Source organism: Nostoc sp. CmiVER01 (assembly GCF_034531135.2).
In the GTDB taxonomy this organism is placed as follows: Bacteria; Cyanobacteriota; Cyanobacteriia; order Cyanobacteriales; family Nostocaceae; genus Nostoc.
In genome coordinates this window covers 55971-80608 of sequence record NZ_JAVRBU020000018.1, presented here as the reverse complement: position 1 = coordinate 80608, position 24638 = coordinate 55971, and the positions used below count along the sequence as shown (strand labels likewise).

Genomic DNA, 24638 nt, shown 5'->3' with positions numbered 1-24638 from the left:
ATTATCAAGGCTTTGTTAGGTAACACTAAAGTTCAACCCAAGCGTATTGAAATATAGGCAAAGAACTCTTTACCTCCCCTGCTTCCCCTGCTTATCCGAACCGTATTGCCGCAGACCCCATAATTATGGATCTTATTTTATCCTCATTCCTTAAAGGAAAACTAAAACAGATTTGAACAAGAATTCAGGAGTCAGAATAAATACTTTGGCTCCTTTCGACTTCGCTCAGAGAAAAGTGCTTTATTTCAGCAATCTTAGACCACTGAGGGTAACTAAAACTGTAGAACCTTCATGCCCAATGACGCCGATGGGTAGGTTAATATTGCCTAGAAAGTTGCCTACCAAAAGCAACATAATGAAACCCAACGCTACGACTATATTCTGTTTTACTATAACTTGCGATCGCCTGCCCAAATGCATCGCTACAGCAATTTTTTCTAACTTGTCTGCCATCAATACTATGTCTGCGGTTTCTAATGCCACATCACTACCAGATACTCCCATAGCTATACCTACAGATGCTTGGGCTAGAGCTGGTGCATCATTAATTCCATCGCCCACCATTGCTACAGTTTGATATTCTTGCTGTAGACTGCGGATAACATCAAGCTTATCTTCTGGTAAAAGTTGAGCATATACTCGATCAATTCCCACTGCTTTGGCGACACTGTAAGCAGTTTCTTCATTATCCCCAGTTAACATAATAATTTGTTCAACTCCCAGTTTCTTTAACCGGGTAATAGTTGCAGCTGCTTGCGATCTTACTTGATCTGCGATCGCAATTACACCCATGACCTCGCCTCCCCTGCTTCCCTGTGCTACCCAAACCACAGTTTTACCTTGTTGCTCTAAAGATTGAGCCATTTCTCGCAACTCTTCAGGTAAATTTATTACATACCTTTGCACAAAAACGGCATTCCCCACAATTACCTGTTGTTCTTGGGCGATTCCCACAATTCCTTGACCAGGTATGGCTTGCACTTGAATTGCACCAACCCAATTCAAATTACTAGCCGCCTTCACAATTGCCTTACCAATGGGATGTTCTGAATAAGATTCCACACTAGCGGCGGCTTTTAATACATCTGCTTGAGTGTATTCACTACCTGAAATTACTTGGAATACCTGTACTTGCCCTGTTGTTAGAGTACCAGTTTTATCAAATGCGATCGCTCGGACTTTGCCAATTTTCTCCAGCTGCGCCCCATTCTTAAACAAAATCCCCTGTCTTGCACCATTGGCGATTCCCGAAAGCAGGGTGGGCATAATTGCAGCCATCAGCGCACAGGGAGAAGCCACCACAAGGAAGGTAAGAGCGCGATAAATCGTTGTTTCCCAATCCCAACTCCAGAGGAATGGCGGTAAAGTTGCCAGCAATATCCCAACTACTACAATGACTTTGGCATATCCTTTCTCAAAGCGATCAATAAACTCTTGCGAAGGAGGAGCTTGAGTCTTTGCTTGTTCTACCAAGCGAATCACACGCACAATCAAGCTACTTTGGGCTGGTTTGTGTACCTTAATCTGTAATGCACCATAGCCGTTGAGTGTTCCAGCAAATACTTCTTCGCCCACTGTTTTCTCGACAGGTAAAGACTCACCTGTAATTGCAGCTTGATTGAGAGTGCTGTAACCAGATAAAATTATCCCATCAGTAGGAATTAGTTCTCCGGGTTTGACGACAATTTCATCATCGACTTTTAGCTGACTGATAGGAATTTTCTCTTCCTTTCCCTGAAGCAAAATCCTTGCTGTATCTGGTGTCAAACTCATCAAACTCCTGATACTCCGCTCAGTTCGCTGCATTGCATAGCCTTCTAGTGCGCCACTGATGGCAAAGATGAGAATCAAGATTGCCCCATCAATAATTAGATGATATTCTCTTCGCCATAAGCCGAGACTAGCAGCACCAATAGCCGCCACAATCATCAGCAAATCTACATCGAGTTCTTTTTCTTTGAAAAGAGTAGTCAATCCTTCCCGCGCACTTTCGTAACCACCAATTACATAAGCGGCGGGTAGCAGCAAGAAGGCCAATCCGAAAGCGCCGAGATGTAAGGCGAACCATCCGAGAAATAATAAGAATCCACACAAAAGCGCTGCTATGGTATCTGCGTGTTCTCTGGTGAATTGGCTAAAACGTTGGGGGTAGAGCATGAGAGGTGAATTAACAGGGACTCTCTCAGGCTAAACCTTGACATTGATGTTAATGTCAAGGTTTATAATGATTTTGAAACGCTCCAAGGGCGCTGAGGGAGGCGCAAAGGTACGCAAAGCGAAATCTTTATCTGCGTTTTTTGAGTGTTTTTCAAAAGCGAAAAGAAGGTAAATGCGACGATTTAACTGTTACGTTTAAAATTGCACTAGTAGGAAAAAATCTATGCTAAAGCGAATATATATTGATAACTTTCGCGGTTTAGTAAATTTTGAGATGAATTTTGACTCGATTAACTTGTTTCTTGGTGGTAATGGAACAGGTAAATCAACAGTTTTTGAAGTTTTACGAAAAATTCAAATTTTTATAAGTGGTGACGAAAAAGTAGAAGGAATTTTTAAATTTGCTGACTGTACTCGCTGGCAGACTTCACCAATTCAGCGTTTTGAGCTAGAAATTGCTGGAAATGGTGGTAGTTATAAATATGAATTTGCTATTAGACATAATCAAGAAAAAAGTCATGTTGAATATGAACGCTTATGGTTTAATAATCAACTTGTATTGAAAATAGAGAAAAATCAATTTCAACTATCTCAAGAAGATGAAAGAATAATGAAATCACCCATTTATGAATCGCAATTTTCTATCCTATGTTTTTTTGTAGGAAATTCAAAGCTAAATTGGTTCAAAAATCGCCTTGAGCGATTTATTATTGTCCAAATTATTCCTAGCTTGATGATTGATGGTAGTGAACATGAAGAAATACAATTGACTTATAGAATGGAGAACTTTGTTTCTTGGTATCGCTACATTTCCCAAGATCACGGTAAAATTGCTGAACTGATGAACGTTTTAAAAAATATATTAGATGGTTTTGTAAGTTTCAAATTTGAAAATTTCGGTGAAAGGTATCGAATTCTAAAATTACGATTTTCAACAGATGAAGATAAAAAAAGGATTATTGATTATCGCTTTAGTGAATTATCCGATGGTCAAAAAGTGGTAATTGCCCTGTACACCATTCTCTATTGCACTGAATCTGAAGACTATACACTTTGCATTGATGAGCCAGAAAGTTTTTTAGCTCTGCCGGAAATTCAACCTTGGCTAATTCAACTTTATGATTTCTGTATTGACGGAAAAATACAAGCTTTACTAATTTCCCATCATCCTGTATTAATTAATTATCTCTTAGCTTCACCTATAGGTTATTGGTTTGAGCGTCAAAGTAATGCACCTGTACGAGTAAAACCAATTAGTAATCAAGAAGCTGAAAATTCAGGATTACCAATTTCAGAATTGATTGCACGGGGCTGGCTGTATGACCCAGAATAGAGTACAGATAGTAATTTTGTGTGAGGATCTACAACAGCAAGTTTTTGCATATCATTTTTTGAAAAAGCGAGGTTTTAATATAAATCCAAAAAACATCACAATTAGGACTTCTCCAAAAGGTAAAGGTGCAGGAGAGCGGTTTGTTATAAAGCATTATGCAGCAGAGGTTAAAGAATACCGGAGAAAAAACCATCGTTCAGGAATGCTAGTAGTGTTGATTGATGCAGATACTGCGACAGTAAAGGCAACACTGAAAGAATTAGATAATGCACTGATAGAAAATTCACAGGAACTCCGTCACCCTGATGAGAAAATAGCAATCTTCGTGCCCAAAAGAAATATCGAAACTTGGATACATTATTTACAAACGGGAGAAGTTGTTGAAGAAGAAGGAGAAAAATCCAAATATCCAAAATTCTCTAAAAATGAGGCAATTTGTAAACCTGGTGTTGAACAATTAGCAAACCAGTGTTCTCAAGGGAGTTTAGATGAAAATGCACCGCCATCTCTTCAGGCGGCTTGTGGGGAATTACAAAGAATTCTGCCGTTGTTGGAGTAAATTATGAACGCTGGTTGCTTAACTATTAAAGAACTTACCGATACAGTGGGTAGCGGTTTAACTCCGCGCATGGTGCGCCATTACCATCAATTGGGGCTGTTACCGCAACCAGTACGATCGCCTAGCAATTACCGTCTCTACACCAAGAAAGATGTTCTTCGCTTGCAAAGGATTGTCGCACTCAAGCAACAAGGGTTTCAGCTAAACCATATCCGCAATATTTTGGAGGTGGAACCAGAAGTTGACACAACGCTTAACCTGATGGGACAACTCCAGCAGCAATATCGGGCGGTGATGCAACAAATTTCTCAACTGCGACAAACTGCATCAGCATTAGAGGGATTATTGGGGCGCGATCGCCATTGTCAAATTATGCAGGCGGAAGTTTTGGCGCAACTCAAGTTACTTGATGTTGAAACTCAAGCTGGATTGGGAGGATTGGAAAATCTCTGGAGTGGTTTGGATGCAGAAATTCATACCCACTCGGAAGCTTTTTCAGAATCTCTACAACGCTTACTACCTGATTTATCTCACCGTTCGGAAATTGAACAACACTTAATTTCTCAGTTGGTTTTAGCTTGTGGCGATGTGAGTTTGGTGTCTTTTATCAAGTTGAGTCGAGATGCGATCGCAGCTAGTCGAGAAGCTTTATCTTCAAGCTGTCAAATTGTTGTCGATACCCAAACGGTTGCTGCTACTTTGGATCGAACCCGATTACTTCACTTGGGATGCCACATTGAAACCTTGATTGATAATCCCCATATTACCACCGCCACAGAGGCAGAAGTTGCCTTTTGGCAGCATCAAGAATGGCGAGAAAAATTGCAGCAAGTTAGTAAGGGTTGTGTCTTGGTAATTGGTTATGCTCCCTCAGTGCTTGTAGAAGTTTGTGAGGCGATTACCAACCAGAAAATTCAGCCTGCATTAGTAATTGGAATGCCCATTGGCTTTAGTCATGCTCCCGCAGCCAAACGACAACTGATGCAACAAGAGATACCTTTTATTACAGTTGCAGGCACTTTAGGAGGTGGCGCTTTAGCTGCTACTGCCATGAATGCCTTAGTGGAGTCATTGATTGATAAACCAGATTGTCATTGTTATCTCAATCAAAGTAATTCATAGAATAAATTATCAATTTTTAGTAGCTCTAATCTTACTGTTTTTGATAGAGAACATAAGATTTATTACGGTAAGCAACTGGCAGATATAGTTGATGTTGAATGCGAGTTACTAAATACGAAGCATGATATTTTATGATTAGTGCCTTAGCCTGCTCAGTTGTCAAATTATTGTAGCCGTCTGTAAGTAGTTGTTCATTAAATTTAGTTAATGGATCAACCCCATTAAAGTTACCACTCAAGTCACGCATCCGTGAAAACCATTCTAATGTCCCAGCTTTTGTCTGAGCCATGAGCTTATATTTAGCAATGGTTGGACGCTCTGTCAGCCAAATAAAGTTAGCAAATTCAACCGGTGGAGATATGAATACGGCATTTTTTGGGGTATTTTTTCGCACCCAAGCAGCCATATCTTTCCACTGCGGATCTACCTCCTGCACTTCGTTAGGAAAATTAAGTGTGGACTGAAAATCTTTCTGAAAGTTATCGAATCCTTTGACAATGCTTATACTCAGCACCAGACTACATAGAAATAACAAAACTTTTTGTTGTTTTCTACTTGTGAAGATTTGATCCAAAGCACAGACAAACAAAAAGCAAGCATTTAGGTGCAACATTACGTCACCTACGCGGAAAAGGTAATATTGTAGCAAGCTTCCTTGAGAGTCGAATGGAGCAATGACTACTCCCAGTAAATATGGGATTAGGCTGATCAGCGTGAACTCAAATAGTCCTATACGAGCTTCGTACTGTTCAAACTGTTCAAATAGCGCTTTAGTTGGACGATTGAACCAAAGGACGCCAGCACTGCTCACAAGCATTACAAGAAAAAATATAGGAGTTATCCACCAATGTGCAGGCCATGATAAAGGATTCAGATGGTGGGGCATCCTGAGAAAGACATATATATAAGAAATGGGGATGGAGCTTGTAGGGGTTGGATTGGACAACTCTTCGATTATCGCTTTTAGACCGAATACACTTGCTATCAGGTATAACGGAACAATAAACCCCAATTCTCGCATACTAGGAAAACGAGTTTTTCGTCTTAAAATTACCCACCCTAGTACAAACAGACTTGTATAACCGCCTACCAAAACATGGAATGAAGTTCCTAGCCCTAATAAAAAAGCCGTCAGTCGATAACGTTTTCTTAGCATGAACGCTATGGCCAACAAAACCATAGCATAAGCAAATATTTTTGTTTCTAGCGCTCCTATGATCCTTTCCCCAGCAGCAACACCTTGATTTCCTAAGAGGAATATTGCAACCGCCAACATCAGCAATAGCAAATTCAATCCTAGTTTTCGACCTATGAGTACTAGCCCCCAAGCTATCAAGCTGTAGCAAAATAACCGTCCTATTATCGAACTAGCCAGAAACCCCAATTTTCCTATGATCCAGCCAAATAAAGTTTGGAACAACACTCGATAAACAGGTGGTTGGTTAACAGACCAATCTCCCGGAACCCAGCTATGATCGGCGAACTGTCTTGCTAAAGGTAAAGCGTCAATATCATTTCGTGCCATGATATCAAACAACAAATCCTTGAGACAGATTAATGCCAAGACTGCGATGATTTCTAATACTAGCCAAGTTGGATCTGCCAAAGCTGATTTTTTGTCTAGATTTTTTTGACTTATCTCTGGCAATTTAACCATCTTAAAAAGACCTAAATTGTATGATTATTACACTATTTAAGTAAAGCTAAGTAAACCTTAAACTAGTGAACATTTAACAGTTATCAAGCGTGTAGTAGAGGGGTTAAAACAGTTATCAATTAACTGTTTACTGATAAAGTGGGGTACTTAAGCCCAATTATCTTAACTAATAACTGTTTACTGAGAACTAATAACTGTTGAATTTGATACCAAATAGCATATTTAATCTATTTATAGCGATATCTCGTTTCAATGGATACTGGGTAAAGACTCGGCATTGCCGTGTCTTTTATGAGTATGTGTGTTCATTGGTGGTTAATTATTTTTTCTGTACCTTACTCATGCGGGAACCGCTATATACTATCTTTATTATTTATTTAGCTAATTTTTCCAGCATGACTATCATTCACTAATACGTAACCAAGGTATATAAAGTAACCTGTAAGAACAAAATTTATTTAACTAAATTTTGTCTTGCAAAGTAAAAAGAGTTAAAGTCAGACCAAGTATATAGTGACACAAATATTTACAATAACTGATAAGAAATATAACAGGGATGTATAATTAGCGCGTCTCCTGCATAATCCATAAAAAGATAATGATTAAGGCTGGCAGGCTTTCTATTTTTTACTTTAATAAAGGGCATATGTGGCAACAAGAAAAAAAAGATATTTCGATAGTGAGACTGGTATTATGGCTTACCTTAGCTACCACGCCTATGGCAGCAAGTTTACTGGTGTCAGAACCCATGCTGGCACAATCTAAACCTGAAGCCCCCTCTTTTACACTGCCGCAAGCAGTGCAGAATGGAGCAACAGTGCGGATTGATGGTTCAAGTAGTTTGGGTGCAATCAACCAAAGCCTGAAAGAAAATTTTGAAAAACAGTTTTCTGGTGCAAAGGTTGAAGTTGCTGCTAACGGCACTGATACAGCACTGAAAGAATTGCTAGATGGCAAAATCGACATAGCAGCAATGGGGCGTGGGTTGACGCCAGCAGAAAAAGCCCAAGGATTAGAGCAACTTCGCTTACGCCGTGAGAAGATTGCGATCGTGGTTGGTGCAGATAATCCTTTTAAAGGAAACTTGACTAGTAAGCAATTCGCCCGGATTTTCCGGGGACAAATTACAAATTGGTCACAAGTAGGAGGCCCTTCAGGGAAGATTCGGTTAATCGATCACCCTAACACGAGTGAAACTCGCAATACTTTTCGGACTTATCCAGCCTTCAAGACTGCTGAATTTGCTACAGGGCCCAATGCTACCCAACTAACTGAGGATAATACCGCAGAAATTATCAAACAACTGGGCAAAGACGGCATTAGCTATGTATTAGCTAATGACGTGTCAAAATTGAAAGGTGTGCGAGTTCTGCAATTAGATAAAGCCTTACCAGGTGATGAGAAATATCCCTTTTCGCAACCTTTAGTCTACGTTTACAAAAAAAATCCGAGTTTAAGCACAGTAGATTTTCTCGGCTTTACCCTTGCAGAACCAGGAAAGAAGGCTATAGAACAAGGTAGAACTGCCGAAGCAGAGGCGATCGCAACCAGCGTATTACAACCTGTCACGGCTTCTCCTGCTGCTACGCCTTCCCCAACTGCAACTAGTTCTGTATTTGGAGAACAGCCATTTGTGGCTCCTGCCACTGCACAACCCACTCCGATTGTCAATAGGGAAACACCATTTTGGTTGCTTCTACCTTTGTTTTTTGCTCCTGTAGCTGGAGCCTTCTTATGGTGGATTTTGGGAAAACGCCCATTGTCTAGTGACAAAATAGACAACTTAACAGAATCAGATCCTCGTCCACCCAGCACAGAAGATGGAGAAATGGCAGTGCTCAACGCCAGCACATCTTCCTCCATTAACAAAGCGATGCTTGAGGAGCAACCAGTGCCACACTTCCAAGAGCAAGAAAGCCCCGATCGCACTCCTTTCAACATCTATGCTCAAGAATCTGACCTAACCCAAAATGCCACTCAAGGGACATCAAATTTAGTCCGAGAGGGAACTAATGGCACCTCTAATTCCCATGAAGACACAACATCAGGTGTAGCTAATGGCTCAGAAAATAACAACTTAGGAGCAGCATCTTTAAGTAATGGTGCGGCTCTATCAACGGGCATCGGGGCGGCTAGCTGGTCTGCATTTAATAACAAAGAAACAGAAGCAGATGCAATTTCTGAGACAAATAACCAAAGTAATTATGCTGAGGCGAACAATCCTAAGCCTGATTCTGAGGAAATTGCCTGGGATTCTGATGAAATTGAATGGGACATAGAAGCCCCAGCAGCTGTAGTAAATACTTCATATCCTCACCTGCCTAATATTCCAGAATCTGATGTGGAACTGCCTTTATCTGAAGAGACAGCCTCACTCCCAGAATTACCAGATGTGCCGGAAGTAACATCTGATTTTGGATATTGGGACACAGAAATTAATCAAGATCAGATCGATCAGCAACTTCAGGCAGAATTGAACTGGTTAGAGAGTATTACCTCAACTGAAGATACAGACTCAGTAGATGAATTACCCTCACTAGAGTCTGAAGAAGTGACAGCTAATGTAGAACCATCAACGTCACAAACATCCTCACTGCTCGATTTGCCAGAATTATCAGAAGAAGATGTATTCAATGTGGTAGCGGACGCTGCTGAACCCACTGTCAATTTGCCAGAGGAAGAACCTCAAGCAGAGCCTATTGTTGAAGAAAGTATTGCTGAAAACTCCACAGATTTAGCGGGTGCTGCGGTAGCAGCAGGCGTAGGAATTGCAGGTTGGACTACCATTTCTGGATTAGATGCCCAAAAAGAAACTGATACTACAGTTGAAAATGTCCCAATCGCAGCCGAAACAACTTTTGATTTGATAGATGCAGAAGAAGAAAGCAATATTTTGCTCACCCCGCATACTTCTACATCGGCTCATGTTTCTTGGGAGATATCCGAAACCAAGAAGGCAAGGCTGCTTCAAGAAGGTGGCTCTCAATTGGTAGTGCGGCTTTACGATGTAACTGGCATTGACTTAAGTTATCAAAGTCCTCACCTGGTACAGCAGTATGAATGTGACGAGACAGCACACGATCGCTTGGTGGAAATTCCCATCAGTGATCGCGACTATATAGCTGAAATTGGCTATGTCGCTTATGGCGAGTACTGGTTGTTCATCGCCCGTTCGCCAATTGTCCGTGTCTTCAGTCCTGTGCATCCAGATCCCATAGTTGATGATATGGCGATTGCAGATGAAACAGATATTCACTTAAAAGACGCCCCAGAAGAGATTAGTGAAGAAGAGAGCAGTATTTTGCTCACCCCCCATACTTCTACATCGGCTAATGTTTCTTGGGAAATATCCGAAACCAAGAAAGCAGCGTTGCGCCAACTGGGTGGCTCTCAATTGGCAGTGCGGCTGTATGATGCAACTGGGATTGACTTGAGTTATCAAAGTCCTCACCTGGTACAGCAATATGAATGTGATGAGACAGCACACGATCGCTTGGTGGAAATTCCCCTTAGTGATCGCGATTATATAGCTGAAATTGGCTATGTCGCTGATGGCAATCGCTGGTTGTTCATCGCCCGTTCGTCAATTGTCCGTGTCTTCAGTCCAGTGCCTACAAATCCCACCGTTGAAGATGTAGCATTAACAAGCGAAACACCTATTGTTCATACAGATTCCACCGTTGAAGATATAGCATTAGCAAGCGAAACACCTATTGGTTTGCTAGATGTCCAAGAAGAGAGTAGTGAAGAGGAGAGCAGTATTTTGCTCACACCCCGCACTCCCAAATGGGCTTATGTCTCTTGGCACATCCCCAAAGCTCAAAACGAAGCACTGCGACAACAGGGCGGCTCTCAATTAGTAGTGCGGCTGTATGATGTGACTGGGGTTGACCTGAGTTATCAAAGTCCCCAGCTTGTACAGCAGTATGAATGTGAAGAGGTAACATGCGATCGCTTTGTGGCTATTCCCGTCAGCGATCGTGACTACATGGTTGAAATTGGCTATATCGCCGATGGCGATCGTTGGTTACTCATAGCTCGTTCACCTAATGTTCGGGTTTTCAGTCGTTCTCACGAAGATTTTTGGTTTGTAGCAGATGCTGAGTTGATTATTCACGGAGCAACTCAACCAAATACAAGCGTAAACATTGGTGGTAATTCCATCAAAATTAAACCCGATGGTACTTTCCACCTACGTCTTCCCTTTTCAGATGGTTTAATGGACTATCTCATAACGGTAGCTGCTGATGGGGAATCCACTAAAACTATCCATAAAAAGTTCTCTCAGGAAACTTCCGAAAGCTAGTATATTTCTTAAATTATCCCCTCGAACCCCAATATGGTTCGGATAAGCAGGGGAGGTAGGGGGTGCAGGGGGGACAGGGAGGGAAGAGAGTTATTATCAAGCAATGTCTCTCCCCCTGCTCAAGAACAGCTAGCCTCAACAGATAACTTTGTTACTCGAACCGTACTGAGAGGTAAGGAAGAGAAATTTAAAACTGATTTACTCCTCATAACTAATGCGATAGACCAGGGTTTATCGCATTAGTTATGAGGGTTGAAAAAGTTCGTAGTAAGGACTTTAGTCTTAGATTTTGAGGTGCTGAAGTGCTTACTACGAACCCAGCAAAATTAATGGGACAAACTGACTACTAATGGGCAAAGTTCAAAATTTAAAAAGCTTTTGGGGCACACAATGCATGAGATGAGCTTATGGTATCAATTGAAAAAATTAATCACTGCTAATTAGTTTACCGTTAAATACCTGCTAAGAATTTAGCAGAGTTATTTACAGATAGATAATTTTAATTTTGAAATCCTCTTTGCCTTATGACTTTACTGAAACCATCTCCACTTGGCGGGCAAAAAAATACACGTACAGTCGGACGGAGTTTCCAGCCAATATTTTTAATTATATTTACTCTATTCATGCTGACAGGAATCAGCATTCGTTTGGCATATTTGCAAATTACTGAAGGAGCAAGCCACCGAAAACAAGCTGAGTCAAATCGAATTCGGATGATCCCCAAACAACCAGAACGAGGCAATATTTTTGATCGCAATGGCAAACTTTTAGCCAGTACTCGCTATCCCCGCTCTGTATATTTGTGGCCAATGGCACATACCAAGCCAGCATGGTCAGTTGTGGGAGCGCGTCTATCTCAAATTCTCGACATTCCCCAAGAAGAGATTGAAAAGAAACTAGAAGAGGCAAGTGCTAACTCTTCTTCACTTATACGAATTGCTCGTAACTTGAACGAAGCCCAAATCACAGCATTAAAAGAGTATCAAACCGAACTTAAAGATGTAGAAATTCATACAGAAGCTGTTCGTTACTATCCCCACAGTAAGCAATTAGCTCATGTACTAGGGTATACGCGAGAACTGACCGCCGAGCAGTTAAAAGAAAAGAAGCAGGAAGGCTACAGATTGGGTGATGTGATTGGTCAAATGGGAGTTGAAAAAGCTTATGAGAAAACTCTGCGGGGCGAATGGGGTGGTCAGCAGGTAGAAGTGGATGGTGCAGGTAGGCCACTCCGGGTTTTAGGTGAGAAACAAGCGAAACCTGGTCACGATTTGCACTTGACTATAGATTTAGATATGCAAAAGACAGCAGAAAAAGCTTTAGGCGATCGCGACGGTGCGATCGTGGCACTTGACCCAAAGAATGGTGCTGTTTTAGCAATGGTATCTCACCCCACCTTTGATCCAAATATTTTCTCGAAACAGAAACTTACCCAAAAAGATTGGGAAACTGTACAAGGTGCAGATCATCCCTTGGTTAATCGCGCCCTCAGCGCCTTTCCACCCGCTAGCACCTTCAAAATTGTCACCACCACAGCCGGGTTAGAATCAGGTAAATTTTCTCCTAGCACAGTCCTGCAAACTTACGGTTCCTTAAACTTTGGCGGCACGCAATTTGGTGAATGGAACCACGCCGGATTCGGCCCATTGGGTTTTGTCGGTGCATTACAGTGGAGTAGTGATACCTTCTTCTATCAAATTGGTCGCGGAGTCGGTGGCCCAACTTTAATTGAATGGACTCGTAAATATGGATTTGGTAAAAAAACTGGTTTTGAGTTTGCCAATGAAGAAGCAAAAGGTTTAGTACCAGATGATGCATGGAAGCAGAAAGCTTGGAAGATGCCTTGGACTGTAGGCGACAGCATTAATATGTCAATTGGTCAAGGTGCTTTACAAACTACACCTTTGCAAGTCGCCATTATGTTTGCTGTGCCTGCTAATGGTGGCTACAAAGTTCAGCCACATTTGCTTCAAGACAATGAAGAAGCAAAAAGCTGGCGAGAATCTTTAAATATGAAGCCGACAACCATAAGTATTCTCCGTCAGGGACTACGGAAAGTAGTAGCTGAAGGTACGGGTAAGGCTTTGAAGCAGCCAACAGTTCCCCCAGTCGCTGGTAAGAGTGGCACTGCTGAAGCGTGGAAGGGGCGTGTTAAGCAAAATCACGCTTGGTTTGGAGCCTATGCACCTGCCCAACAGCCAGAAGTTCTAATTGTGGCATTTGCTGAACATTCTGGTGGCGGTGGTGGTAGCATTGCTGCACCGATGATCTTACAAATTATGGAAGAATATTTTCAGCGCAAATATCCAGGTAAGTATCAGAAACCAGCGCCTAAAAGTCCAGAAAACAGCAGACGAAACTAGGCGTGGGGGGCATTGTACACTTGTACTGAGTGTTGCCGATTATGATTGACGACTATATTCAAACCATAATGACTCAAAACCAGATTCCTGGCCTTTCTGTTGGAGTGGTGCAGTCAGGTGTACCTGTTTTAGTTAAGGGCTATGGACTGGCGAATATTGAACACTCTGTTCCAGCGACTGAACATACAGTTTATGAAATTGCGTCTGTCGGTAAAACTTTCACCGCTACAGCCATAATGATGCTGGTGGAACAAGGGGCAATTTTGCTGGATGATGCGATGCCTGCGGCGGTAAACTACGCAGACTATCTCGATTATCTACCCCTAACCTGGCAAAATGTCACAATTGGGCATATTCTGTCTCATCAGTCTGGAATTCCTAGCTATACCGATGCCCCAAACTACTGGGAAATTACTCATCGTGATTTATCTAAATCTGAAATTTTGGCTCTAGTTATTCATCTACCCCTCAAGTTCCAACCGGGTGAGTTTAGCGCCTATGACAATACAGGCTACTATCTACTGGGTTTGATCCTAGAAAAGGTAACTGGACAATCTTATGGAGATTTGTTACAAGAGCGGATTTTTGCTCCTTTGGGAATGAATGCAACCATGATGAATGATCCCAAAGACATAGTGCCACACCGGGCTGCTGGCTATCGGTTGCCAAACAGCAAACTCGTTAACAAACCTTACTACAGTCCTTCTGTTACCTATTCTGCTGGAGGCCAACTTTCCAGCGTAAAAGACATGGTGAAGTGGGAACAGGCGCTTTGTAGTGGAACTCCATTAAAGCAATCAACCCTTAATAAAATGTGGACTCCTCATTTTCCCGATAAAGGAGATGATTGGGAAAAATTAAGGTATGTTGCAGGTTTAGGTTGGTGGGTATTTAATTATGGCGATCGCCGAGTAGTTGGTCATAATGGTTCAATTTTAGGATTTGCAAGTAACATTACCCGCTTTATTGATGACAAAATTACCGTGATTTTACTTTGCAATCTAGATAAAATTTCTCGACCAGATGCGATCGCTAAGAAAATTGCTGAATACTACTGTCCAGTTCTTATAGAACTAGTGCTTCAGCCTCCATTAAAGGAGAGGGAGTAAAACCAATTACTTTTGAGCGAATTATTTTGACTCCTGTCGCCTATGGTGAAATCTTAGCGGGTTTCAGATTTCTGGCTTTGTAGAACATCTCCAAACTATCGCGATCGCCGACAAAACGCCAGTGCCACGGCTCATAACTCACGCCTTGAGCATTATCTTTAGGAAATGACATTTCAAAGCCAAAACGCGCTGCATTAGCTTGCAGCCACTGATAAGCCTTAGTATGGTCAAAGTTAGTTTGGGTATCAGTTGCTGGTACTGCTCCGTCTCCAACATCCACAGCATAACCTGTGTGATGTTCGCTATGACCAGGAGGAGCGCTGAGGGCGGCTCGTTGTGCTGGCGTTTGATTTCGTTGGGCACCGACAGCAAAAAATAACTGCTCCTGGTCTTTGACTGAGCGAAAGCCAGAAAGTGGCACTATTATTACACCTGAACGCCGCGCTGCTGCTACCATCTCCTCAAACTTTTGGGCAGCAGGTTTTCGCATTCTAATGCCCCTGTTTGCGGAGATAGTTACTAGTTCTGACTCAGGCGCTTCTGGGTATAGAAAATGCCCTAACACAGTATCGCTGGAATTATTAGCTGCTGCTGGACTTGCAGGAGCAGAAGTGGCTGGTAAAGGTTGAGAATCGACGGTTTTTTTAGGCGCACTGACGAAATACAAAAAACCGCTAATTAAAGACAGGAGGATAAATCCTGCAACTCCCCCAATCAGCCAAATTCGGGGTTGCAACCAAAATTTAGGTGTTGCATCAGGGGTATCGCGTACAGCCACTGGAATATCATCGTCAAAATCATTCGATGAGTTTTGCGGTTTTCCAGAAAACCCAGCCTTATTCAAGGGTAAACTCCTGTTTTTGTGGGATAACCATAACAGATTTTGCACTGGACAAAAGTAAACGTAACAGGTAGCATTTTACATCTGTGGTTCTTAGGCGCAATCTTGACAAACCTCTTAGAACTATACGTCAAGCTAGGTGGATTAGTCCTGGTAGGTTTTATTCTGGGACGCAAACTTCCTGTGACAGTTCCTACACGTTTGGGACAGTTTCTTTTTTGGGTTGGAGTACCCATCAGCATAGTATCGTTTTTGCGTCAATCTAGCTTGTCGGGGCAAATTTGGATTGCACCTGCCTTCGCTTACCTCGCCATTTTATTGGGAGCATTTTTAGCTTGGTTAGGGATTAAAGGACAAGCCTATTTTAGAAATACTGTCCCTCAAGCACCAACTCAGGCTAGCTTGATATTAGCAGCAATGTTGGGTAATACAGGTTATCTTGGCTTTCCGATTACTTTAGCAATACTAGGCAAGGAATACTTTGCTTGGGCGCTATTTTATGATTTGTTAGGTTCATTCCCAGGAGCTTATGGCTTGGGTGTTCTAATAGCAGCCCGTTTTGGCGGCGGTGTCCAGAATCGTTGGCAGATTATTAAGGCCATTTTAATTAATCCTGCCCTATGGAGTTTCGGATTTGGCTTGCTGGTTCGAGAAGCGACAATTCCCACAGTAGTAGAATTCTGTTTGGAGAAATTTGCTTGGAGTAGTGTAGCTTTATCTCTTGTGTTAATAGGAATGCGACTAGGGCTGCTCAAATCTTGGCGTAGCCTCCCACAAGCAGGGATGAGCTTGGGAATCAAAATGCTGCTAGTTCCCTTGATATTGGGGAGTATCTTACCACTGCTTGGATTAACTGGTTCTACAGCAAAGGTAATTGTCTTACAAATGGCAATGCCTCCAGCTTTCGGCACACTGGTAATTGCTGAGACATTCAATCTCGATCGCGATCTGGCAGTTACTGCCTTAGCCGTTGGCGCTATATTATTGCTGCTTACTCTCCCACTTTGGCTGTGGCTATTTTGATTTTAGATTTATGGATTTTCAGAAATTAAATTATTCAATTTTGGGAGCGAAGATGATTGTTAGATTCTTCCTCCCCTGCAACGCCAGCTCGCCAAAGTAATGGGATATTTTTTTAGTTGAAAGTTCATTAGAAGTATTATGTATCTTGTACTGGATGCTGCCCATAATATGGTAGAGCCTCTGACCAATTAGGACACTTGCCCTCTTGCCAATCGAGATTAGCTAGTTCTAAAATACTTATCACCGTCTCTGCTAACCCAGATTGAGCTTGAATTAACTGATAATTAGTGTTCCAATTAGCTAAAGTTTCCTGCCATGCTTCTGGTGTCAACACTCTATCTGACAAACACGCTTTTAGTTTAGAAACATCTGGCTCAAACTGATAAATAGCAGCAAAAATTTGACCTCGTTGTGCTGGCATTTCCACAGCAATAGTTTTTATATTTTGACTTTTGCCTGCTTCTGACCAAGCTACCGCAGCCAAAGTTGAAATTGCAAACACGGGGATATCTAACTGTTGCCCTAAAGTCCGAGCAGTGACAACACCAATTCGAGTTCCTGTAAAGCCGCCAGGCCCTTTTGCAACTGCGATAAAGGACAAATCTGCCCAAGTTTGCGGTTTGATAAATTCAATTAAATATTGATGCACTAAGCTTGATAAATCACGCCCCAAATTCCAAATTTGAGAGCGATTTTCACCAGCAAAGTTACTAATTGCCAAACCTAATTCTGGTGTGGTGGTATGTAGTCCTAAAGCATATTTATTTATTGCAAGGTCTTTTAGTTCCGTTGTCAAAATTATTTAAAATATCTATTTTTATAAAGTTAACCTTATTTATTTAAATATATAACATAGCGGTTCTTAATTAAATAGACTACAGAAAGAAGTCTCATGGCAAAGGTCTTACTATTTCAACAAAATTAGAAGACAATGGCGCAAACACCCGTCGAAAACGATCGCAAATATTCACTTGCTGTTTACTTTATAATAGCGATCGCTTTCCTAACATCTCCTCCCTTTACCATAAAATCGCTGATAAATAAAATTTCATTACAGTAGTTTTCATGTATTTGAACCACATCTGACATAAGAGCACAGCATTGCTATGCCCCTACCGCCTGTCTATTTACCTGAAAATAGCTGTAAGATACACCAATCATTTTCTGTCAAGTCGGCACTAATTCACCAGGACGCAACTTCGACCATTTACCCGTTTCTCGCTTAAAGCTCAGACAACCAACAACATCCCATTCCATTTCAATGACATCATCCTTAGTCCGAATGTTGACATTGATAGAAGGTTCATTCGGATCAAAACTTGGTGTTTCGGTCAAGTGAGGCTGTTGGTGCTGCCCTTCTACAGCATGATAGGTAACACATCGGTCTACATAGTGGCAATTCACGCAAATACACATAATAGAACCAACTCCAGGGGCCTTTATTGTTAATCTAACGTAAGCCCAACTTTTATTCATGAGTTGCTGGGTTGATTTTTATTACAATGCTTGAAGAAGAATTCAGAATTCAGAAGTCAGAATTCAGGAGTAGAGCAAGGAAAGTCCGCCTTTGGTCAAAATCAACAGCGTGGGGGATTTAAACCTGCCAATGACAGCGTAGCATCTACTTTTCTCTACAAGATGCTACTCTTAGCTTGCTTTACCGTAGGAGTACACAATCTAAAATCTAAAATCCAAAATGGTATTAGCTCCCGAAAATTGGCCTTTTAGTTTGGAATTTTTACCACAACCAGCTTACATGGTAGGTGGCGCTGTCCGAGATGCTATCCTTGGCAGAACTCGCGGATATCTGGATTTAGATTTTGTTATACCATCTAAAGCGGTAAAGGTAGCGAGAGCGATCGCTCATCATTACAAAGCTGGTTTTGTGTTACTCGATGCAGAACGACAAATTGCGCGTGTGGTTTTTCCCCACGCTACGGCTGACTTTGCCCAGCAGGAAGGAGATAGTATAGATGTTGATTTGCACAGACGGGATTTTACAGTAAATGCGATCGCTTATAATCCCTATACCCAAGAAATCATCGATCCTCTGCAAGGTTGTGCAGACTTGCAACAGGGCATTTTGCGAATGGTATCACCTGCAAACCTAGAAGATGACCCTTTACGGCTAATGCGAGGTTATCGTCAAGCCGCCCAACTAGGTTTTACTATTGAGCCAGCTACCCAAGCCGCAATTCGTTCTTTGGCATCACATATCAGCCAAGTTGCAGCCGAACGAGTTAGGGTAGAAATTGGCTATCTACTTAGCAATTCTCAGGGTACTCCTTGGATTACAAGTGCTTGGGAAGATAGTTTACTTGCGCCTTTCTTCAAAAATGCCACTCGTGAAAGCTTGCTCAAACTAGCAGCAGTTGACGAAGCAGCTGCCTTACTTACAGAAAACTGGCAACAATTAGGGGAAAAACTGCAAGAATATGTCCGCGATAGTGTTAAAACTACTTGGTTAGGTATTGCCAAACTTGCTTGTCTTGTGAACCCAGTTCCAGAGTTAGCAGAAATAGAACTACAGGAACTAACTTATAGTCGTGCCGAAATTCGGGGTGTAACCACTGCGTTGAAACTGTTACCGCAGCTTCAAGTAGTGGATATGTCCTTGCGAGAACAATACTTTTTCTTTCATGACGCAGATATTGTGTTTCCCGCTATGGCAGTCTTAGCTGTAGCACTTGATATTTTGGTAGAGGCGATGTCTGGTGACAAGCCACTACATACAGCAGTGGAAACCAAAGCAAAACCCTGCCTTTTTTGGGCATCTTTGATCAACCGCTACCTGAACCCTGATGATCTGGTCGCTCATCCCACTCCACTAGTGAGCGGGAAGGAGTTGATTATAGCATTAGATATTCCAGCATCGCCAATTATCGGCCAACTCTTGAGAGAAATTGGCATAGCACAAGCTGAGGGGAGAGTTTCAACAGCAACAGAGGCGATCGCTTATGCACGTCAGTTAAGTAGGTAGGCGTAATTAAACATAAGATCAAACCTCACCCTCAATCCCTCTCCTTGTTAAGCGCTCGCAAGCAAGCTTTTGGCTCTATGATATACCAAAATGAATGCATGAATTACTTAAATAAGTAAGCAAACTGGGGTTTGAGAAACTAAAAGCTGCTTTTGCTTGCGGAAAACACTAAAATGTGAAAGTAAAAGCTGCTTTTGTTTGTGGAAAACACTAAAATGCGAGATTAAAAGCTGCTTTTGAAGAAGTAAAAGCTGCTTTTGTTTGCGGAAAACACTAAAATGCGAGATTAAAAGCTGCTTTTGAGAAAGTAAAAGCTGCTTTTGCATAAGTAATCAGGCATTTTTACTTAACTAAATATGAATTTTAGTCTAGGCGATACCTTCTCACGAGACGCTCCGCGATCGCTAACGCACTTTTCAGTTTTATCACGGTATGCTTTGCACAAAACCTGTAAATTCGTATAGATTCGCACTCTACACAACGACACTGATGCACTCAGGATTTACCTAAAAGGCGATCGCTTATGGGTTTACAATCAAAAATAGAGCGCTAGGCTTTGCAATATCAGCATTCCACCTCAGAGCGATGAAAAAGATTTTGGAGCGATGGTTTATGTTAGGTCTGGAGAGAATTACATTTGACCCTAGCATTATGGCTGGACAAGCTTGCATTCGCGGGATGCGGATTCCGGTTTCTTTAGTGGTAAATTTGGTAGCTCATGGAAAGCCTATAGAAGAAATTTTACAAGAATATCCTGATTTAGAAGCAGAAGATATTCGTCAATCTCTTCTTTATGCAGCATGGTTGACTCAAGAACGGGTTTATACCTTCAAAAGTGCTTAACAAGTAATAATGAAGTTTTTGGCAGATATGGGAATTTCATTACGCACTGTAACTTGGTTGCGTAGTGCTGGTTATGATGTAGTACATTTGCGCGATGAAGGTTTGCAAAGACTACCAGATGATGAGATTTTAATTAGAGCTAGTGCAGAAGGAAGAATTTTATTAACTATAAAGTCCGAGTAAAAGTGATACCTTTCCTACGGAACGCTACGCGAACGGTAAGCTTCTCTACGAGACGCTCCGCGATCGCTAACGGGCTTTTCAGTTTTATCATGGTAATATTTGCACAAAACCTGTAAATTCGTAGCCCCATGTAGTCTATTCTGCATTTGGGGAAAGGCGATCACGCAGATTTGTTAGATTTTCAAGACACTTGATAGTGTAAGGATGATTGATCCCTAGTCGTTGCTCGAGAATCTCTAACGCTTGCAGATAAAGTGGTTCGGCTTGGGTATAACGTCCTTGTAAATAGTAGAGTTTTGCCAGATTGTTGAGACTAGCTGCGACATCTGGATGTTCTTCTCCCAGCAGCTTGCGCCTGAGTGCCAGAGCTTGGATGTGAAGGGGTTCGGCTTCGCTGTATCTGCCTTGAGAGCAATAGAGTGCCGCTAGGTTGTTGAGACTAGCTGCGACATCTGGATGTTCTTCACCTAGCAGTTTGCGGTAGAGTACCAAAGCTTGGATGTGAAGGGGTTCAGCTTGGCTGTATCTGCCTTGATAGTAGTAGAGATTAGCTAGGTTGTTGAGACTAAGTGCGACATCCGGATGTTCTTCACCCAAGCGCTCTTTAGTAATTTCTAAACACTGATCATACCAAGATAAAGCTTGGTTATATAAACCTTGACCACTGTAAAATCTAGCATTGCTGGTGAAAGCCCAAATTAAATCATCATCACTCACATATTGAATGAGATTCTTCGCTAATTGTGCTATATGAGGTCTGGCGGGGGTAACATCGGTGATTTGCTGAAGAGTGGGAGTTTCAGGAACATCTTTAGCAACTGCTACCATTACCCGACAAACGGAGCGCTTAAGTTCTTCTGCCTGTTCTAAACCTGTAAGCTTATATTGAAAAAATTCCCGCAACAGTGGATGCAATTGGTAGATTCCCTCACTTTTGCGCTGGAGTAAATGCAGATTCAGCAAGCTATCGTCTCTAATTTCTTCTAAATCTTCCGCATCTTCTTCTGGCAAACACTCTTCCACCAACTTCCAAGGTATGGGTGCGGCTGCAAATAAACTCAATAAACAACCCAATTGTTTATCGTCGTCTTCTAATTCTTGCCAACTCAACTCAAAGGCTGCTAACACACCTAGTTGTGCTGTCATGTCGGCTTCAGACTTAGATTTAGACAGAGAACGCTCATCTAATCGCTTGTTCTCCAACCGCCGCAACATTTCTGCTAAAGATAAATCCTGTTTCCGCGCCAGATAGCGCCCGACTAATTCCACACCTAAAGGTAAATATCCCAGCCATTCACACAACTGATTTGCTAAAGCTAATTCTCGCTCAATTCGCTCTGGTGTTTCTTTGAGTAAAGACTTTAATAACTCGAGCGCCGCCTCTGGTTGCAACACATCCAAAGATAACTGCGCGATGCGTCCCAACTTTTGGCGCGTAGTCATCAACACTTTAAACCGAGAAGGTAGCGACTGAAAATAAGGCTTAACTTGCTCGTAGTCACTAACATCATCCAACACTAGCAGCACCTCACCCTCACGCCAACGCCGCCAACAATATTGCACTTGGGCGAGTATATCAAAATCTTCTGGCGGCTTTAAATCAAGCTGCGTTTTGGCAAACTGCACAACTTGAATGCCCACATCCCCAGTTTTTGCCAGCAACCAGCAAAGCCCACCGTTGTATGTTTCGCGGTACTTGATGGCATATTGCAGGGCGAGTTCTGTTTTACCAACTCCACCCATGCCAGAAATAGCAGCGATCGCAACTTGTTTATTATCCTGCAAAAGTTGATGGAGATTTTGCAATTCTTGTTCACGCCCAACAAAATCAACCACCCCACTCAGGGGCAAATTTTGCGGTATTCCAGTAGGGGGATTTAACTTTACCCGTTCCCGTTCGGGCGGCTGTAGTCAAAAGTTAAAGGTGTTACCAGAAATGGTATTAGTTCCACCTTTAATATTTATTCCCTGCCAATTTTCAATAATAGTGTTCGTAAGTTGAGGTTGTGCCTCATTAGCTACAGCTTCCACAGCTTGAGCAATTTCAGGATCTTTCTTCGCCGCTTCCTCTACTTGCTGCCCAATGAAATAAGCTTGACCATAATCTAGAGGTTGTGTTTTAGCCTGTTCGATAACCTTCGCCGTGCTAGGTTCCTTGCGTTTCAGCAGAACTAACAACTTTTCGCCTTCATCCCAAGCCTTTTCGCCAATGATTTCACCAGTTTTTTCAAAGGCTTTGATGATTACCAAGGTTGCGATCGCACCTGCTGTCAGTGATACTGGCTCCATAAGTTTGCCAAAGTATACGAGATTTTACTTATGGCTCTCAGTTTAGCAGCCTCTTACCAGTTGTACAAAATTCATTCTTAATTCTGACTCCTGACTCCTGAATTCTGTTTTGATAAAACAATTTAAGGGACGACTCCAACAAGTGAAATCGTCCCTTTAAACTTATAAAAGTGAAATATTCCCTATCTACTTACCCTTGCAGGTTCAACCCACTCATCCCAAGAGCTATCGTAGCCATCATAAGTAATTTTATAAAGATCGTTACTAACTTCTAAAACCTGCCCTGGATACCATTTTCCTTTCCACAAAATTCTCACTGCATCGCCAACTTGAAATGATGCCCGAAAGCGTGTAGTGCCAACCCATTCATTCCAGGAACTATCATAACCATCGTAGGTAATATAGCATTTCTCATTATTAACCTTAAGTACCGTTGCCGGATACCATTTTTCCTTCCAAAGAACCTCAGCCTTTTGTCCTACAGAACAGGGTGAAGCAGCAAAAGCACTTGGAATCAATGTTCCTACCCAAGTTGCCATGAAAATAGCACCAAACAATACTTTATTTTTCATGATTCTTTCTATCCTCAAACAATAAAACGGGATTTTGATGATTTATGGAAATCTAGTTGAAAAATTTTCCCTAACTGTTACTATTGTTATGGGATTAAATTAGCGATCACCTCAGCAAAAATTATGATTTATCGCTATTCTTTGTGAAGATATCAAAAGGCTCAGATCCCCGACTTATTTGAGAAGTCGGGGATCTTGTTGTTCGTACTCATACTAAAACTGAAATTTACTATTTATCAATATTTTTTAAATTACCAACTCTAAATCTAATTTCATAAATTCCTAGTAACCCTGATGCTACTAGCAAAGGTAAAAAATAATAGATTCCCCGATAAGCTAACATTGATCCCAAAATTACCGCAGCCGAAATTTTAGATGAGAGAATCAGCAAAATTATAGTTTCAAATACTCCCAAACCACCAGGAACATTACTAACAACACCCGCAAACATTGCTAGTAAGTAGATTCCCAAGAAGTCTAAATAGGATAAAAATATATTGCTAGGAAGTAAAGCATAAAGAACTGCTGCTGCTAAAATCCAGTCAAAACTAGAAATTGCTATTTGAGCTAGGGATATTTTAAAGGCAGGAAATCGAAATTCTTGCCCACGAATTATTAACGGTTGTTTAATAAAAATACTTCCAATTAAATAAATAGAAACTAATAGCAAAAAAATCACACCGATGGGACGTACAGTGGTAAAAGGTAAATGTATTTGAGTAGGAATTTTGAGTGGATTGATGAGAAATAATAAACCTGCAACGGCAAACATCCCCAGCCAAAAAGTAAAATTAGCAAAAGCAATTACTTGAGCGATCGCAACTGCTGAAACTCCCCAACTAGCATAAAATCGATAACGGATAGCACTGCCAGTTAGCAAGGCAAAACCGATGGTATTACTAAATGCAGAGCTAATAAAGCTGGTTAGAGCAATCTTGTTCCAACTTAAGGAGCGATTAATGTAGCTAAAACCTAAGATATCGTAGCCAATCATCACAAGATAACCCAACGCTGTCAGCCAAATTGCCCAGCTTAAGCGACTTTTGGGAATTGTTGCAAGGGAGTTGAGGATATCACGATAATTATACTCATGCAATTCGTTAGCGATCGCCCACACGCAAAGCACCAGCAACAACAAGCCAAACAAAGAACTGAAATTGAGTCGCAGCTTTTTAAGCATCATGAAGAAACTTATCCTAACTCTTGACTTTTAATTTATAACCAGTCGTAAATTTTCCATCCTCTTGACACAGCATTGACATATCATTTGCATAAGCTTTTGTAAAGCAAATATCGGCTAC

19 protein-coding genes are annotated in these 24638 nt (G+C 41.6%); 10 read left to right on the top strand and 9 right to left on the bottom strand.

The annotated features are described in order from the left end of the window. Positions 1-240: 240 nt before the first annotated feature. Complete coding sequence (locus RMZ43_RS28170) at positions 241-2157, bottom strand: heavy metal translocating P-type ATPase (protein ID WP_322654207.1); 1917 nt, start codon at positions 2155-2157, stop codon at positions 241-243. Between the two features lie 223 nt (positions 2158-2380). Here RMZ43_RS28170 and RMZ43_RS28165 point away from each other — a divergent pair, with 223 nt between their 5' ends. The 3 genes from RMZ43_RS28165 to RMZ43_RS28155 are packed head-to-tail and all read left to right on the top strand — an operon-like array spanning position 2381 to position 5171. Further along, the gene (locus tag RMZ43_RS28165) at positions 2381-3490 is read left to right on the top strand and encodes an AAA family ATPase (RefSeq protein ID WP_322654208.1); all 1110 of its coding nucleotides are present in this window, start codon (positions 2381-2383) and stop codon (positions 3488-3490) included. A gap of 58 nt (positions 3491-3548) precedes the next feature. Then, positions 3549-4049 carry a hypothetical protein gene (locus RMZ43_RS28160; RefSeq protein WP_322654209.1) on the top strand — a complete coding sequence of 167 codons (501 nt, stop codon included), beginning with the start codon at positions 3549-3551 and terminating at the stop codon, positions 4047-4049. A 3-nt stretch (positions 4050-4052) separates the two neighbouring features. After that, positions 4053-5171, top strand: coding sequence for a precorrin-8X methylmutase (locus RMZ43_RS28155; protein ID WP_322649499.1), 1119 nt, complete (start codon positions 4053-4055; stop codon positions 5169-5171). A 31-nt stretch (positions 5172-5202) separates the two neighbouring features. Here the strand turns inward: RMZ43_RS28155 and RMZ43_RS28150 are convergent, their stop codons facing one another. Continuing rightward, positions 5203-6828, bottom strand: coding sequence for a DUF6798 domain-containing protein (locus RMZ43_RS28150; protein ID WP_322654210.1), 1626 nt, complete (start codon positions 6826-6828; stop codon positions 5203-5205). 718 nt (positions 6829-7546) lie between these two features. Between RMZ43_RS28150 and RMZ43_RS28145 the strand changes: the two genes are divergently transcribed. The 3 genes from RMZ43_RS28145 (at position 7547) to RMZ43_RS28135 (ending at position 14606) form a co-directional block, all read left to right on the top strand. Continuing rightward, positions 7547-11134: a DUF4912 domain-containing protein gene (locus tag RMZ43_RS28145; protein ID WP_428850935.1), complete on the top strand. Its 3588-nt coding sequence runs from the start codon at positions 7547-7549 to the stop codon at positions 11132-11134. A 524-nt stretch (positions 11135-11658) separates the two neighbouring features. After that, positions 11659-13497, top strand: a complete 1839-nt coding sequence (gene mrdA / locus RMZ43_RS28140) for a penicillin-binding protein 2 (RefSeq protein ID WP_322654212.1) — start codon at positions 11659-11661, stop codon at positions 13495-13497. Positions 13498-13538: 41 nt separating this feature from the next. Then, positions 13539-14606, top strand: coding sequence for a serine hydrolase domain-containing protein (locus RMZ43_RS28135; RefSeq protein ID WP_322654213.1), 1068 nt, complete (start codon positions 13539-13541; stop codon positions 14604-14606). A 40-nt stretch (positions 14607-14646) separates the two neighbouring features. Here the strand turns inward: RMZ43_RS28135 and RMZ43_RS28130 are convergent, their stop codons facing one another. After that, complete coding sequence (locus tag RMZ43_RS28130) at positions 14647-15450, bottom strand: M15 family metallopeptidase (protein ID WP_322649495.1); 804 nt, start codon at positions 15448-15450, stop codon at positions 14647-14649. Positions 15451-15552: 102 nt separating this feature from the next. Between RMZ43_RS28130 and RMZ43_RS28125 the strand changes: the two genes are divergently transcribed. Continuing rightward, positions 15553-16470, top strand: coding sequence for an AEC family transporter (locus RMZ43_RS28125; RefSeq protein ID WP_322654214.1), 918 nt, complete (start codon positions 15553-15555; stop codon positions 16468-16470). Between the two features lie 136 nt (positions 16471-16606). Here RMZ43_RS28125 and tsaB read toward each other — a convergent pair whose 3' ends face one another. Together tsaB and RMZ43_RS28115 are read right to left on the bottom strand one after the other, a co-directional pair. Next, positions 16607-17266 (bottom strand): tRNA (adenosine(37)-N6)-threonylcarbamoyltransferase complex dimerization subunit type 1 TsaB, encoded by a 660-nt coding sequence (gene tsaB / locus RMZ43_RS28120; protein WP_322654215.1) that lies wholly within the window; start codon positions 17264-17266, stop codon positions 16607-16609. Between the two features lie 371 nt (positions 17267-17637). After that, a complete protein-coding gene (locus tag RMZ43_RS28115; protein WP_109012457.1) occupies positions 17638-17886 on the bottom strand; it encodes a Ycf34 family protein in 249 nt (82 codons plus the stop codon). Positions 17887-18166: 280 nt separating this feature from the next. Here RMZ43_RS28115 and RMZ43_RS28110 point away from each other — a divergent pair, with 280 nt between their 5' ends. The 3 genes from RMZ43_RS28110 (at position 18167) to RMZ43_RS28100 (ending at position 20476) form a co-directional block, all read left to right on the top strand. After that, positions 18167-19450 (top strand): CCA tRNA nucleotidyltransferase, encoded by a 1284-nt coding sequence (locus tag RMZ43_RS28110; RefSeq protein WP_322654216.1) that lies wholly within the window; start codon positions 18167-18169, stop codon positions 19448-19450. Positions 19451-20035: 585 nt separating this feature from the next. After that, entirely contained in the window at positions 20036-20293 is a 258-nt protein-coding gene (locus tag RMZ43_RS28105) for a DUF433 domain-containing protein (protein ID WP_428850934.1), read from the top strand. 9 nt (positions 20294-20302) lie between these two features. Beyond that, positions 20303-20476, top strand: a complete 174-nt coding sequence (locus RMZ43_RS28100; RefSeq protein WP_322654217.1) for a DUF5615 family PIN-like protein — start codon at positions 20303-20305, stop codon at positions 20474-20476. A 135-nt stretch (positions 20477-20611) separates the two neighbouring features. On the opposite strand, the gene RMZ43_RS28095 is transcribed toward RMZ43_RS28100, so the two are convergent. From RMZ43_RS28095 to RMZ43_RS28080, 4 genes are all read right to left on the bottom strand, one after another. After that, positions 20612-22312: a tetratricopeptide repeat protein gene (locus RMZ43_RS28095; protein ID WP_428850933.1), complete on the bottom strand. Its 1701-nt coding sequence runs from the start codon at positions 22310-22312 to the stop codon at positions 20612-20614. 75 nt (positions 22313-22387) lie between these two features. Continuing rightward, complete coding sequence (locus tag RMZ43_RS28090; RefSeq protein WP_322654219.1) at positions 22388-22765, bottom strand: hypothetical protein; 378 nt, start codon at positions 22763-22765, stop codon at positions 22388-22390. 182 nt (positions 22766-22947) lie between these two features. After that, a complete protein-coding gene (locus RMZ43_RS28085; RefSeq protein WP_322649486.1) occupies positions 22948-23337 on the bottom strand; it encodes an agenet domain-containing protein in 390 nt (129 codons plus the stop codon). 229 nt (positions 23338-23566) lie between these two features. Next, a complete protein-coding gene (locus tag RMZ43_RS28080; RefSeq protein WP_322654248.1) occupies positions 23567-24517 on the bottom strand; it encodes a lysylphosphatidylglycerol synthase domain-containing protein in 951 nt (316 codons plus the stop codon). Positions 24518-24638 lie beyond the last annotated feature (121 nt).